15 protein-coding genes are annotated in these 14,706 nt (G+C 39.4%); 10 read left to right on the top strand and 5 right to left on the bottom strand.

The window, feature by feature from the left end:
- Position 1: 1 nt before the first annotated feature.
- Genes I6J02_RS10905 through I6J02_RS10895 form a run of 3 tightly spaced genes read right to left on the bottom strand, consistent with a single transcriptional unit; the run spans position 2 to position 4,949 of the window.
- Positions 2 to 3,325, bottom strand: a complete 3,324-nt coding sequence (locus tag I6J02_RS10905) for a SusC/RagA family TonB-linked outer membrane protein (protein ID WP_201678039.1) — start codon at positions 3,323 to 3,325, stop codon at positions 2 to 4.
- 22 nt (positions 3,326 to 3,347) lie between these two features.
- Entirely contained in the window at positions 3,348 to 4,379 is a 1,032-nt protein-coding gene (locus tag I6J02_RS10900; RefSeq protein ID WP_201678038.1) for a FecR family protein, read from the bottom strand.
- 39 nt (positions 4,380 to 4,418) lie between these two features.
- Entirely contained in the window at positions 4,419 to 4,949 is a 531-nt protein-coding gene (locus tag I6J02_RS10895) for a sigma-70 family RNA polymerase sigma factor (protein WP_201678037.1), read from the bottom strand.
- 262 nt (positions 4,950 to 5,211) lie between these two features.
- Here I6J02_RS10895 and I6J02_RS10890 point away from each other — a divergent pair, with 262 nt between their 5' ends.
- The 9 genes from I6J02_RS10890 (at position 5,212) to trpA (ending at position 12,909) form a co-directional block, all read left to right on the top strand.
- Positions 5,212 to 6,582 (top strand): dipeptidase, encoded by a 1,371-nt coding sequence (locus I6J02_RS10890; RefSeq protein WP_201678036.1) that lies wholly within the window; start codon positions 5,212 to 5,214, stop codon positions 6,580 to 6,582.
- Between the two features lie 94 nt (positions 6,583 to 6,676).
- Positions 6,677 to 7,420 (top strand): lysophospholipid acyltransferase family protein, encoded by a 744-nt coding sequence (locus I6J02_RS10885; RefSeq protein WP_201678035.1) that lies wholly within the window; start codon positions 6,677 to 6,679, stop codon positions 7,418 to 7,420.
- 25 nt (positions 7,421 to 7,445) lie between these two features.
- A complete protein-coding gene (locus I6J02_RS10880) occupies positions 7,446 to 8,204 on the top strand; it encodes an ABC transporter ATP-binding protein (RefSeq protein ID WP_002996703.1) in 759 nt (252 codons plus the stop codon).
- Positions 8,205 to 8,340: 136 nt separating this feature from the next.
- Complete coding sequence (locus I6J02_RS10875; protein ID WP_002996718.1) at positions 8,341 to 8,562, top strand: DUF2795 domain-containing protein; 222 nt, start codon at positions 8,341 to 8,343, stop codon at positions 8,560 to 8,562.
- 94 nt (positions 8,563 to 8,656) lie between these two features.
- Positions 8,657 to 9,106: a hypothetical protein gene (locus I6J02_RS10870; RefSeq protein WP_201678034.1), complete on the top strand. Its 450-nt coding sequence runs from the start codon at positions 8,657 to 8,659 to the stop codon at positions 9,104 to 9,106.
- A gap of 230 nt (positions 9,107 to 9,336) precedes the next feature.
- Complete coding sequence (gene trpD, locus I6J02_RS10865; RefSeq protein WP_201678033.1) at positions 9,337 to 10,323, top strand: anthranilate phosphoribosyltransferase; 987 nt, start codon at positions 9,337 to 9,339, stop codon at positions 10,321 to 10,323.
- A complete protein-coding gene (locus tag I6J02_RS10860; protein WP_201678032.1) occupies positions 10,323 to 10,967 on the top strand; it encodes a phosphoribosylanthranilate isomerase in 645 nt (214 codons plus the stop codon). The genes trpD and I6J02_RS10860 overlap by 1 nt, the downstream gene beginning before the upstream one ends.
- The gene (gene trpB / locus I6J02_RS10855) at positions 10,948 to 12,132 is read left to right on the top strand and encodes a tryptophan synthase subunit beta (RefSeq protein WP_201678031.1); all 1,185 of its coding nucleotides are present in this window, start codon (positions 10,948 to 10,950) and stop codon (positions 12,130 to 12,132) included. The genes I6J02_RS10860 and trpB overlap by 20 nt, the downstream gene beginning before the upstream one ends.
- 3 nt (positions 12,133 to 12,135) lie before the next feature.
- A complete protein-coding gene (gene trpA, locus I6J02_RS10850) occupies positions 12,136 to 12,909 on the top strand; it encodes a tryptophan synthase subunit alpha (RefSeq protein ID WP_201678030.1) in 774 nt (257 codons plus the stop codon).
- 243 nt (positions 12,910 to 13,152) lie between these two features.
- On the opposite strand, the gene I6J02_RS10845 is transcribed toward trpA, so the two are convergent.
- Entirely contained in the window at positions 13,153 to 13,587 is a 435-nt protein-coding gene (locus I6J02_RS10845; RefSeq protein WP_201678029.1) for a PepSY-like domain-containing protein, read from the bottom strand.
- A 28-nt stretch (positions 13,588 to 13,615) separates the two neighbouring features.
- Positions 13,616 to 14,062 carry a PepSY-like domain-containing protein gene (locus I6J02_RS10840; protein ID WP_201678028.1) on the bottom strand — a complete coding sequence of 149 codons (447 nt, stop codon included), beginning with the start codon at positions 14,060 to 14,062 and terminating at the stop codon, positions 13,616 to 13,618.
- Between the two features lie 148 nt (positions 14,063 to 14,210).
- Between I6J02_RS10840 and I6J02_RS10835 the strand changes: the two genes are divergently transcribed.
- Positions 14,211 to 14,666, top strand: coding sequence for a hypothetical protein (locus I6J02_RS10835; RefSeq protein ID WP_201678027.1), 456 nt, complete (start codon positions 14,211 to 14,213; stop codon positions 14,664 to 14,666).
- Positions 14,667 to 14,706 lie beyond the last annotated feature (40 nt).

Genomic DNA, 14,706 nt, shown 5'->3' with positions numbered 1-14,706 from the left:
GTTAAAATTTAACATCTAGGCCTAATGCGAAAGTTTTCATAACAGGATAGGAATCGTACATCTTTTGCTCCGGATCATGAAATTCAGTCATCGGCGAGAATACAAACAGATTGGTTCCGTTAAAAAATACACTCACATTTTTAATTTTCATTGCATTCGTAACGGACTGCGGCAAGCTGTAGGAGATATTGAGATCTCTTAACCGCAGATATGCCCCGTTACGTATCCAGAAGCTCGAAACTCCCGTTCCGGATTCCTGCCAATTCGACCCCACAACCCTTGGGTACGCTGCATCTGGATTTTCTGCGGTCCAGACGTCGCCTGCCCAGATCGGGTAATAAGGACGGAATGTACCTCCATGCTGGCGTATACCACCACCTTCCTGATTGCTGATAACACGATCGTACGCCATGACACCCTGAAGCAAGGCAGAGACAGAAAGACCCTTCCAGCTCGCATTTAAACCAAATCCATAATTGATGCGAGGAGTATTATCATCGGAAAGGAGCATCATATCGTTGTCATCTATTTTACCATCAGGTGTATCCGAATAATTAGCTCCCCGAATATCTTTATACAAGATCATGCCCAGATACGGATCACGGCCATAGGTCTTAAAACCCTGGTTTTTCAAAGCATCCAATTGTTCCTGTGTTCTTACCAGATCAATAGCTTCCAGTCCTACAATACGATTTTCAGGTCTCCCTACCCTCGATTCGAAATTGCGGGTGCCGCCTACTGCAAATGCAGGCTCCTCATCGTAAATATCCCAACGGTCTTTGGCATAGCCAATATTTGCAGTCAATCCGTAAGACACCTCCCCTAAGCGGTCATTCCAGTTGAGAGAAAATTCGCCTCCTTTATAACTTCTTGCTGCATAATTCTCCGGCGCCAGCTCCCGACCATAGTTATCAGGAACTTTCAATGATCTGGGACCTAAAATATTCGTTTCTTTTCTACTGAATACATCCAAAACACCGGTCAGTTTATTATTGATCAAGCCAAAATCCACCCCGATATTAATACTTTTAGAAGTCGTCCAGGTCAGATTTTGAGTAGGTGTAGCACCATACGCAATTCCGTTGTAGTAACGGTCACCAAACATATACCCTCCTGCAGGTCTGTACTTCTCTTGATAAAGAAATTGTCCGATCCGTTCTGCATTCACATTTAGATCGTTACCCGTAGTACCATAAGATGCTCTCAATTTCAGGTCGCTGAATGTATTCTTAATATCAGAGAAAAATTGTTCTTCTGAGATCCTCCATGCTGCTGACATGGAAGGAAAAAATCCCCAGCGTTTATCTCCAGGGAATAATGGAGATCCATCGTACCGGAATGAAAACTCAGCAATGTATTTATCTGCGTAATTGTAATTGGCTCTTCCGATAAAACCACGTCTGGAATTGATACTTTCATAGGCGTCTGTTGCTCTGAAAGTTCTGTCTGTCGGATAAATGAACATCTGATCGATGCTAACAATCGGATTTTCAGCACGTGAAGTTACATAAGTACCTCCGGCTTTGAACTGTTCGTAGACAACCAAGGCATCAATAGCATGTTTGTTAAAACGTCGGTTATAATTCAGGAACCAGTTGACCTGATATTCCCATTCCCGCTGTGGAGCATAATCCATGAAAGGCTGTGCCTGACTGAAAGTAAAGATATTCACTTTATCTTCTGAAGGTGGTGCCGGAATAAACCGGTTTCCATCCGGATTCAAAGAGGTAAATGTATAATTCTTCTGAAAAGTCATAAAGCGCTTGCGCATATAATCCTCCGCCAGATAACTTCCCACTACCTTTGTAGAAAGTCCCTCTATAAGCTTATCCAGTTTATAATTTAATGTCATAATCGGATTTACCTGACGCACCTTGCGATCGATATACCGGTTACCCACTACCTGATCGATGACATTCCAGGCCTGCCAGCTTCCCATCGGTGTCTGAACAGGGTATTCCGTAGCTGTATTACTCGGTGAGCCATCCTTATTCAGGTAGAATGGATACATCTTTGGCCAGTTGAATGTCACACGGTAAAAATCAGACACATCAAAATCATCATCATTGGAAGAAGTACTGAATGGCCAGTAAAACCGCTGCGAATTAATCTGATTAGCAGAAATATTGACATCTATTGTAAAATCATCTGTTATCTTCGCACTGACATTACTTCTCAAATTGAATTTTTCGTGATTTAAAGATTTATAGGATCCATTTTCTTTACGATAACTGACCAGATTGTAATACGTAATCCTGTCACCGCCTCCCGATACAGAAATGGATTGACGGTGACTGAATGGATTTCTCCAGATCACATCATTTACGCTATAAACCTTATCTTTAAAATAATCAAATTCCTCCTGGCCATTAGGTGCAACCCAGGGCTGCGACCTGGAGCCATTTTCCCAGAGAAATTGAGAAACTCTATTTTGGTATGTTAATTCATCTGCTGCTGTAGTGATATCAGCGAGTAACGTTTGTGTTGGTGCTCCAAAATTGTAATTACTTTGCACATTGAACACAGGCTCCTGAGCAGTTCCCTTTTTCGTAGTTACCACAACAACCCCATTACCTGCTCTTGTACCATACACCGCTGCCGTAGCCGCATCTTTCAAAAAGCTCATCTGATCAACTTCATTCGCTTCCAGTGCATCAAAGGCAGCCTTATCCCGCACTATACCGTCTATGACATATAAAGGCTCTGCAAAGCTTCCCCGAATTCTCAGGCTCGATGATGCTCCGGCCATGCCTGAGGTATTCGTTACATTAATACCTGCTGCCCTTCCTGCCAGCGTATTGGAAAGATTAGAAGGCGCAATATTTTTCAATTGCTCTGCATTGACGGAGGCTACAGATCCTGTAATATTAGCTTTTCGCTGTTTTCCGTATCCTACGACCACGACCTCTTCCAGACTCGCCTGATCCTGTTCCAATGCAACCGTTATAGCTACTTTGTCCTTCGAATCAATATTATAGTTACTTAATGTCTTTGTTTTAAAGCCCAGATAACTGACCGTGATAACGTATCCCTGTCCTTCAGGAATACGATCAAAAGAGAAAATTCCCTCTGTGTTCGTCGTGTTGACCTGTTTGTACTTTGTGGTCGGATTTTCAATAACGACAGTGGCTCCCGTAATCGGATTATTTTCCGAATCGCGAACGACTCCGTGCACAGAAGCAGCAGATTGTGCCAGCACAACCTGGCTGCTCACACAGAGCGCTCCTAAAATTCCCAACCGTAGTGGACAGTTAATCCGCGGGCTCTTAAACCGTAAGAGCAGCATCGTCAGCATCTGATGCTTTTTAGATAGAAAGATGTTCATAATTGTGATTTTGTTTTATTGATTAGTGTTGGAGATTGGTATAATTTATATCTGCATGATGTAGGTAGTTTAGTTCTTTAATAATTTCCTTGTACACGTGACGACTGTTCACATAGACCCCACTGTAATACTTATCTCTGATCTTATCCTGATCGTATTGTAATTTTATATTATAGTTTTGCTCCAGAAGATCCAGTACATCTTTTAAGGCTATATTCTGGAATCGGATATTTTCACTATTCTGCACAAAGTATCCGTCCCGCCCTTTGCCTGTTGCCTTGACTTCTTCAAGGACCTTTAAATCCTTATGATCCAATGTTATCTCTTCATTAGGTTCATAGGTACGGATCAATTTTCTGGAATTTTTAACATCTTCGGCCTTTACCTCTATTTTACCTTCCAGCAATTTGATGTTTGTTTGTGTAGATCTTAGTTCATCTATAATAAAGATCGTTCCTAATGCAGTGGTAGTTACGCCATTAGAATGCACCCGAAAGGGTTTGCTTTTATCTTTAGCAACCTCAAATCTGGCTTTCCCTTTGAGATATAATACTCTTTCTTTCAGGTGTCTGAAATTTTCAGCATATTTAATTTCCGATTTGGGATATAACGTAATGACCGAACCATCACTTGCTGTCAGCGACATATTTTCATTTCCGGAATTGATATAGTAAAGATTACTGACTTCGGTACTGTCTGCAGTTAGGGTTGCTAAATCTTTCCGATCTGCAGGAAAACTTTCCTCGGAACGATTCAGAAATAAGTAAATCCCCAAAAAAAAGATTAATAATGCCGCCACACCCGATAGTTTAACAAGCATTCTTCTTCTAAAAGATATCTTTCGCTTATGTACTATAGCAGCCAATATTTTTGCGCGAATCTCCTCCTCCCCGCTGTATTCGAGATCTCCCTTTGTTTCTTCCCATTCCTCCAGGGGTAAGAGCTGATCCAGTGATGTTCCTAAATACTGAATGTAGTTTTCCAGATATTCAGCCTCTTCAGCTGTGCATTTATTGGTTAAATAGCGATTGATTAGGTCTGTCGTAATCTTCATACATAAAGAATACTGCAGAAACGAGGCTTACCCCCAAAACTATTTTAAAAAAAATATAATGTATAAAATGAACAGTGTCTTTTTCAATGCCTTCAGGGCTAAGGCAATATGATTTTCAACAGTTTTAGGTGAAATAGACAAGCGATCAGCAATTTCTTTATAGCTTAAGTTTTCGAGCCGGCTCAACAAAAACACTTCTCTTCTGGAGGCAGGCATACGCTCCACTGCCCGTTTGTAATTTACATTCATCTCCTTCAAACGATACAACTCTGAAGGTGTTGGTACCTCATCCTGCATGTGCCGTATTTCCACTATTATCTGTCTTTTTCGCTCTTCTTTGACGACGTCCAGCAATGTCGTGCGGGCAATACAAAAGATCTGCGCCTCGATGTCGACAGCAATATTTTTATGAAAAAGGTTGTCCCAAAGCTTAATAAACACACGCTGTACTGTTTCTTCCGCAATAAATGCTGAAGAAGTTTTGGACAATGCATATTGATAAACCTTTTTATTCCATTTTTCAAATATCAGCTCAAACTCCGGTATCGAAATCAAGGTTTGGTTAGACATGGTTTAAATCAGTGTAGACACTAATATAATAATTAATGATTATTCATGATAACATCAAATCAATTATTTTCAAAAATGAAATTCAAATTTTACAAAAGACACATATAATTAATTAAAAATTTAAAAACACATTAGCAAAAAAGCTTTATTATTTAGAAATTTTTAATACATCCATCACCTCTGAATTTGACAGACAATCTTTATTAGCGGGTTTCCAATAACCAATAGTTTACGTAATTTTGGAACCAAATACATTCATGTTATGCAAAATATAAAAGAATATGTAGAAGCAAATAAACAACGTTTTCTTGATGAATTGTTTGATTTGCTAAGACTTCCTTCAGTAAGTGCAGATCCTAAATTCAAAGGTGATGTAGAAAAAACAGCTGAATTTGTTGCTCAAAAATTGCGTGATGCCGGTGCAGATCAGGTAGAAGTATGCCCTACTGCCGGCAATCCTATTGTATATGGTGAGAAAATCATCGATCCGTCATTACCTACAGTATTGACTTATGGTCACTATGATGTGCAACCTGCAGATCCATATGAATTATGGGAGACTCCTCCGTTTGAACCTACTGTCAGAGATGGTAAAATTTATGCCCGCGGTTCTGCGGACGATAAAGGCCAGTTTTATATGCATGTCAAAGCATTCGAATACATGATGAAAAATAATGCTCTTGCATGTAATATTAAATTCATGATTGAAGGTGAAGAAGAAGTGGGATCAAAAAATCTGGGAACTTTTGTTAAAGAAAACAAGGATAAACTGAAAGCTGATGTCATCGTTATTTCAGATACATCTATGATCAGCATGAAACAGCCTTCATTAGAAACAGGACTAAGAGGACTCTCTTATGTAGAAGTAGAAGTGACAGGTCCTAATCGTGATCTTCACTCTGGGGTATATGGCGGTGCAGTGGCTAATCCGGCAACTATTCTATCCAAACTGATTGCCTCTCTGCATGACGAAAACAATCATATTGCTATCCCGGGATTCTATGATGATGTAATCGAACTGACAGCCGAAGAACGTAAGGCTCTTAACGAAGCTCCTTTTGAGATCGAAGAATACAAAAAAGACCTTGGCGTAGATGAGCTTTGGGGAGAAAAAGGTTATACCACTATTGAACGTACAGGTATCCGTCCTACTCTGGAAGTCAACGGTATCTGGGGAGGATATATCGGAGAAGGTGCAAAAACCGTACTTCCTTCAAAAGCATTTGCGAAGATTTCCATGCGTCTGGTACCCAATCAAAATTCTCAACGCATTACTGATTTGTTCAAAAAACACTTTGAAGCCATTGCTCCGGACTATGTAAAGGTAGAAGTAAAACCTCATCACGGAGGTGAACCTGTAGTAACTCCTACGGACAGTGTCGCTTATAAAGCTGCTGAAAAAGCGTTGAATGATACTTTTGGAGTAAAACCAATCCCAACACGTGGAGGAGGCTCTATTCCTATTGTAGCACTTTTTGAAGATGTGCTGGGCATCAAAACCGTATTACTCGGATTTGGTCTGGACAGTGATAATCTTCACTCTCCGAATGAAAAATACGGAATTGAAAACTACTTAATGGGTATATCTACTATTCCACTGTTTCACAAATATTACGCGGAATTAAGCAAGTAAAATAACTGCACCTTAACAATATTGAAGTTAATCTTTGATTTGTTAAGGTGCTTTACTCTTGTTTAACAATAAATCCTTCATTATATTTGGTTCCATGGTTAGAATATGGAAAAAAGCCCACCGGATTTGTTATTTTACTTCTGTTCTCTTTTTCTTTATTCTGTTTTTCCCGGTTCTTTATTTCTTTACCCGAAAACCGCTGAGGTATTATCATCAGATAGCCTATTGTCGCAAGTGGATCAGTTTACTGAGTGCCTATTGTGTCGGAATACGATTTAAAACGACATATGAAACTCCCATCGACTGGAGTAAAACCTATATTTTATGTGCTAATCATACATCCGTATTAGACATTACCACACTCAGCCATATCTGCCATCAGTCCTTTTCATTTCTTGGAAAAGCCGAATTGCTTAAAAATCCGGTAACGAGAATTTTCTTTAAGACCATTGACATTCCGGTAGACCGTAAGAGTAAAATTGCGTCCTTCAGAGCGTTCAAAAAAGCAACCCTAAATCTGCAGGTCGGCAAGTCAATAGTTATTTTTCCGGAAGGTCGTATTGATGACTCCTACCCTCCCGTACTGCATAAATTCAAATCCGGTCCATTCCGTATGGCGATAGAAAATAATATCCCGATCATACCAATCGTTATTCACAATGCATGGGATATCTTCTGGGATGACGGAAGAAGGAATGGCTCCAAACCCGGCAAAATATATTCTACGGTATTATCTCCGGTAAGTCCGGAAGGGTATACAGAGGAAAATATAGAAGATTTTCAGGAATTGATCTACGAAAAGATGAAATCCTATTGGGAAATAAAGAAATTATCGTAACTTTTGACCAATTAACAGGTTACAGATGGCAGATAACACCCTCATCCAAATAACAGATATAGGCAGGAAATACATTATTGGCTCAGAAACCATTCATGCACTTAATTCAGTTTCTCTTTCTATAAAAAAAGGAGAATTTGTTGCACTGATGGGCCCCTCGGGATCTGGAAAATCTACACTGATGAATATTCTGGGTTGTCTGGATACACCATCAAAAGGTGAGTATGTATTAAATGGCATCAATGTAAGTCAGATGACAGAGAACGAACTGGCTGAAGTCCGTAACAAGGAAATTGGCTTCGTTTTCCAGACATTCAACTTGCTTCCCAAATCAACAGCTTTGGAAAATGTAGCCTTACCCCTGATATATGCCGGTAAATCCAAAAAAGTCAGAGATGAAAAAGCGCTGGCTACCCTGACAAGTGTGGGACTGGAACATCGTACCGATCACAAACCCAATGAACTCTCCGGAGGACAGCGCCAACGTGTAGCAGTAGCCCGTGCGTTAATCAACGATCCATCCATTATATTAGCCGATGAACCTACGGGAAACTTAGACACCAAAACATCTATTGAGATCATGGGACTTCTGGAAGATATTCATGCCAAAGGAAACACCATTATTCTGGTCACGCACGAAGAAGATATTGCACAGCATGCACATCGTATCGTACGTATGCGCGACGGATTAATTGAAGATGACTACCCGAATACCAATATTAAATCTGTATCGCCAAGATTGGCCGCGTTGAATGCTAAAGGTTCTGATTTTGAAAACATTTGAGTCTGAAAAACGGACTGATTTCTTTTCAAATAACAAACTTGTTACTACAAAAAAAATAAATTACAAAGGAAAGACTTGGATAAGTCAAATTAAATATTACTTTTGCCAAAAAACGAAATTTTAAATTATCAGATATATGTATTGGACATTAGAATTAGCTTCGCACCTCGAAGATGCCCCATGGCCAGCAACTAAGGATGAATTAATTGACTATGCAATCCGTTCAGGAGCCCCTGTAGAAGTTATAGAGAATCTCCAAGCCTTAGAAGACGACGGTGAACCGTATGAGAATATCGAAGAAATTTGGCCGGATTATCCAACCAAAGATGACTTCTTTTTCAATGAAGACGAATATTAACGAATCATAAAAACGCCTTAATCTAATTAAGGCGTTTTTATTTAGCGGACTAATCTTTTGGCTCTTTTGCGAGTCAAAACCCTAAATATCTGTTATGCGAAAATATATTTTTGCACTTGGTTTGTTTTGGATCATTCCATTTCTAGGCCTTGCACAATCCTCCGATAAAGATCTTCCCTACATTCGTAAGTTTGTCCACGATTTGTCTGTAGACAGCATTGCGACAGATGTATTGCTGAGCCAGTATGTCACCGTCAATAAGGAAGTCGATGACGATTATCTGGATTATCTGGTCGTCAGTCTGGATGAAGTAAGACTAAATATTCAGAATAAGAATATAAACGAAATTGAATACCTAAACTGGAATCAGATTCCTAAAAAAGAAACCCGCGATATAGACCCGGAGGGATTGGATGTCAACAACATGTACTTTCTGAAATACAAAGGACGACAGGTCGTAGCCCTGTATCTGGAAAACGGAAAAATAGCATCTTTCACTCTTGTCTCAAAAGGAAACAGAACGGCACATTTTGTCACCTATTAGTATATTTGACAAAAACGTTTGTTTTTTTTCTAACAAAAAGTTGTTTTTTTAGAAACAATGCATCATATTTGTCATAACGATAATAAAAATGAAATCAATTAGTGTAAATAAAGCATGGTGGTGGCACAACAGTTAATGTTGTGGCAACTGTCTATTGCTTGAATTATTTACATATCAAAGAATAGTGGGCTTGCCTTTTTAGGTAAGCCTTTTTTTGTTTTAAATCCTATATGAAAGAGATATTAGCACATTTATTTGAATACAAAGCCTTCACCCGCAAAGAGGCTTACGACATATTGATCAATATAACAGAAGGAAAATATGATACGCACCAGGTTGCAGCCTTCATGACTGCATACGGAATGCGCAGCATACGTGTAGAGGAACTTGCCGGATTCCGGGATGCCATGTACGATCTCTGCAAAAAACTGGATCTGAGTGCTTACCGGCTTATTGATCTGTGTGGTACCGGAGGAGACGGCAAGAATACATTTAATATCTCGACTTTAGCTTCCTTTATTGTAGCAGGGGCAGGATATCAGGTCGCCAAACACGGCAACATAGGTGTATCATCAGGATGTGGTTCTTCCAATGTCATGGAGTATCTCGGCTATAGATTTACAAATGATGAGGGAGAAATACGAAGGCAGCTCGATGAGGCTAACATTTGCTTCCTGCATGCCCCGTTCTTTCATCCGGCAATGAAAACAGTGGCTCCTATCAGACGTGCATTGGGTGTAAAAACATTCTTCAATATGCTGGGTCCCCTGACTAATCCTGCGAATCCACAGTTTCAATCTGTAGGCGTATTCAGTCTTGAACTGGCCAGATTGTATGCTTATCTATATCAAAACACGAACAAACAATACGCAATACTGCATGCTTTAGATGGCTATGATGAAATCTCCCTTACCGGAGACTTCAAAGTAATAGACAATAAAGGAGAGCATTATTATACAGTAGCACAGCTTGGATTCGAGCCAATACATCCTGAAGCAATCTCTGGAGGAGATACGGTAGAAGAAGCTGGTAAAATCTTTATGGATATTCTCAGCGGAGAAGGAAATGACATTCAACAGAATGTGGTATTGAGCAATGCGGCAATTGCCATACAAACATTTAATCCGGAGAAAACATTTGCCGACTGTTATTATGAAGCTGAAGAATCGCTGTTAGGTAAAAAAGCGCTGAGTTCTTTCAAAAAATTAATAAACTAATGAATCATCCCGTAAAAATCAAAATCTGTGGCATGAAGTATCCGGAGAATATCCGGGAAACAGGTTTGCTGAATATCGATTATATGGGGTTCATTTTTTATGAAGGATCAAAGCGTTATATAGCAAATCTGTCTGCTTCCGATATTGATGTCCCTGATCGCATACAACGTGTTGGAGTATTTGTAAATGCTTCCGCCGAGACCATCAAAAATAAGATCCGGTCCTATGGACTTCATGCAGTACAACTACACGGGACAGAATCTCCGGACCTGTGTGAAGAGTTAAAAGTATTCGGAGTCCTTGTCATCAAGGCATTCGGGATAGACAGCAATTTTGATTGGAAAACCCTTAATGAATATACAGAGGTCACAGACTATTTCCTTTTTGATACAAAAAGTGATCAGCATGGAGGTACAGGAAAAACGTTCGATTGGGATATTCTGCAGAATTACTCTTTGCAGAAACCTTATTTTCTGAGTGGAGGATTAGGCCCTGACAATATCAGCAATGCCCTTCTAACAGATGATAAAAGGTTATATGCGATTGATCTGAATTCAAAATTTGAGTCAGAACCGGGATTAAAAAAAACAGAATTATTAAAACAAGTAGTGAAAACAATTAAAAATGAGCAAATATCAAGTTAACGAAAAAGGATACTACGGGCCGTTTGGAGGCGCCTATATTCCGGAGATGCTTTATCCAAATGTAGAAGAACTACGTCAGCAATATCTCAGCATAATTAAGGAGAAAAGTTTTCAGGAAGAATTCCAGTCTTTGCTTCGTGATTATGTAGGGCGGCCTTCACCTCTTTACCTGGCAAAACGACTTTCGGAAAAATATGGTGCCAATATCTATTTAAAAAGAGAAGATCTGAATCATACCGGTGCTCATAAAATCAACAATACAATAGGTCAGATCTTACTTGCTGAACGCCTGGGCAAAAAAAGAATTATTGCAGAAACCGGAGCCGGACAACACGGTGTCGCTACAGCTACAGTATGTGCGCTCAAAGGACTGGAATGTGTCGTATATATGGGTGAAGTCGATATCGAGCGTCAGGCACCTAATGTGGCCCGTATGAAAATGATGGGTGCACAGGTTGTAGCAGCAAAATCTGGAAGCCGGACTTTAAAAGATGCAACCAATGAAGCGCTGCGAGACTGGATAAACAATCCCGTAGACACGCATTATATTATCGGATCAGTGGTCGGACCACATCCGTACCCGGATATGGTTGCTAAATTCCAGTCTGTTATATCTGAAGAAACGAAAAGACAGTTAAAGGAAAAAACAGGAAAATCCAATCCGGATTATGTACTGGCTTGTGTCGGTGGAGGATCCAATGCAGCGGGTATGTTTTACCATTATCTGGATGAAGAAGATGTAAAAATCATAGCAGTAGAAGCAGCAGGACATGGTGTTGAGTCCGGAGAAACAGCCGCTACGACGGTCTTAGGAAAAGAAGGGGTATTGCATGGCAGCCGTTCCATATTAATGCAAACCGAGGACGGACAAGTAATCGAACCGTATTCTATATCTGCAGGACTTGATTATCCCGGTATAGGACCCCAGCATGCCTGGTTGTTCAAAAGCGGGCGTGGACAATATGTAAGCGCAACTGATGAAGAGGCTATGCAGGCAGGACTTCAGTTAACCCGTCTGGAAGGTATCATTCCGGCCATTGAGAGTTCACACGCACTTGCACATCTGGAGAAGATGAGCTTTGATGGTTCTGAGACTGTAGTCGTTTGTCTATCAGGACGTGGCGATAAGGATCTGGATAATTATATGAAATACTTTGGATTTTAAATTATGAACGAGAAAAAATATACATTCGCTTCTGTAACAGACAAACCTTTACTTTCTATTTATTTTACAGCCGGGTATCCTACGCTGGAAAGTACAGTAGAAATAGCAGAAGCTTTGGAAAAATCAGGAGCAGATTTTCTGGAAATAGGTTTCCCTTACTCTGATCCTGTGGCAGATGGCCCTGTGATCCAGCACAGCTCTGAGGAAGCATTGAAAAACGGAATGACACTGCATAAACTTTTCGAGCAGCTACGTACATTGAGAGATCGGGTCACTATACCCGTCTTCCTGATGGGTTACGTCAATCCGGTATTGCAATATGGCGTTGAAAATTTCTGCAGATCGTGTCAGGAGGCCGGTATTACAGGAGTCATTATCCCCGATCTTCCGATGTATGAGTATGAAGAACTCTATCAGGATATATTTAAAAAATACGGGATCAGCAATGTGTTTCTGGTAACACCACAGACCTCTGATGAACGGATTCGTAAAATAGATAACCTATCAACCAGTTTTATCTATCTTTTATCTTCTAATGCAGTGACAGGCAATAACCTTAATGTAGGTGATGACACTACTGCATACTTCAATCGTATCAAAGCTTTGGAACTGGAACATCCCCTAATTGTCGGATTTGGTATTTCTTCCAGAGAAGCATTTGTGCGGACAACTTCTATTGCCGATGGAGCTATAGTAGGAAGTGCCTTTGTCAAATTACTGGCTCAGGAAAACTACATGGAAAAAATTCCCGGTTTTATAAAAGATTTGAAAGCATAAAAGAAAAGCCCGGATCGGGCTTTTCTTTTTTAATACCTGATTATACTCTTTTGATTAATTTAGAGTATACCTTATATAAAGCAACTGCTGAGCTTAATAGAAGCGCGGTGCATATAAACAGGACAGTAGGGTTTGTGATCAATTGTTCCATTACAGTTCAATTTTAGGTTTGTATTTTGGTTTATATTCAATGTTATAACCAATATAAACAAGACACAAAAAAATCACAAAAATCAGCCGACGCTATTTATCCACATTTTTAAACTCTCCGTTAAGATCGAACACCAGTTCTATTCCGTTATTAAGCTTTATTTCCTGCTCCATTCGATCTAATTCCCATTTTACAACAAAAAAATTATTATAATTTACAGAAACATATGTGGATAACTTTTCAGGAATAACGGAATCCGGAAGTCTTTTTGTATTACCATCAATTCCATAAATATCTCCGGCTTTGTTAAAATCCAGTTCATAACCAGTTGATAAATAGACTTCGTAATACGAATTACTATCCCCCTTATCCTGTTCTACCCTACTGATATGGGCATCAGAAAAATGTACCGCAATATAATCCTGTACTTTGGAAGGCAATTTAGTAGGATCCATTACTTCATCCTTATCACAAGCCACAAAGACCGTCAATAATATCATCAGAGGTGCAATTATTAATTTTCTCATATTCTTGTTTTATATATCTGTAAACTGATTAATCCAATTTTTTACTGATTACGGAACCATTTGCTCCGAATACCACATCATAATCCTGAGCATTGCTTTTCAGACTCACCTTATAGGTTACTTTACCTTGCTGATCTATACGATCTACATCATCTATGCGATATCCTTTAAAGTCCTTCTTAATGGAAGCGGACACTGCTGCCGGAAGATTTTTAGCAGCCAGCTCCTCCTTATGCTGATAAAGTTTTCCCTCAGGAGTGAACAATGCTGTATGATCTTTACCTGTCAGACTCGTCTTGAATTCGACTTCATACATACCATTTGATTTAATTTCCCAATCACTGAATTTAGCACTTTTAAAATGCTGCTTATATGTATTCAGGATTACTGCCGGTACCTGAGTTTCTTTGATATCCTGTGCAAATGCAAATTGCATACCACATACTACTGCCAGTGTTAAAATGATCTTTTTCATAGTCTGCATTTTTATATTAATTATTTAATACTACAAAATTATATTTCAATTTAGGAAAGAATTGGGATAAGTCTGTACTGGGATAACTTTTTTGTCACATCTTTGGTTTTGAGTCAGAGTTCTGATTTTTTTACTATATTTGTAACTTATGCGAAAATGGATTGCCACCGTATTAGTATTGATTTACTCGCTTACCACGAGTGGAGCATCCTTTTATTTCCATATCTGCGGTAATGATCAGGAACATATTATTTCCGTTTCAGACAAATCATCACACAAAAATTGTCCTCTTTGTACCAAGAAGTCATCTTCCGAATCAACCAAAAAGAGCGGATCCTGTCATACAGATTCCAAGCCTGAAAAGAAGCATGTCTGCAAAGATGTCGTCGTTGATCTGGAAAAAGCCTCAGACAACTATTACTCCAATAATAATCAGATCAAGAATTTTAATTTATTTACACCATCAATAATTACGTTATTCTGGGTTTATAATTTCAATATTTTTGAAGAATTGGGAATTGAGCATCAAATTGCTCAAACCGATACCACAGCACTTGTCCGACAGCAGGACAGTTATCTCCTCCATTGTAATTTCCGGATTTAGCATTAATTGTATCCCCATATTAAACAGGCTTCTGACATAA

It is taken from the genome of Sphingobacterium spiritivorum (assembly GCF_016725325.1).
Lineage (GTDB): Bacteria > Bacteroidota > Bacteroidia > Sphingobacteriales > Sphingobacteriaceae > Sphingobacterium.
This window is presented reverse-complemented; position numbering and strand designations above follow the sequence as displayed.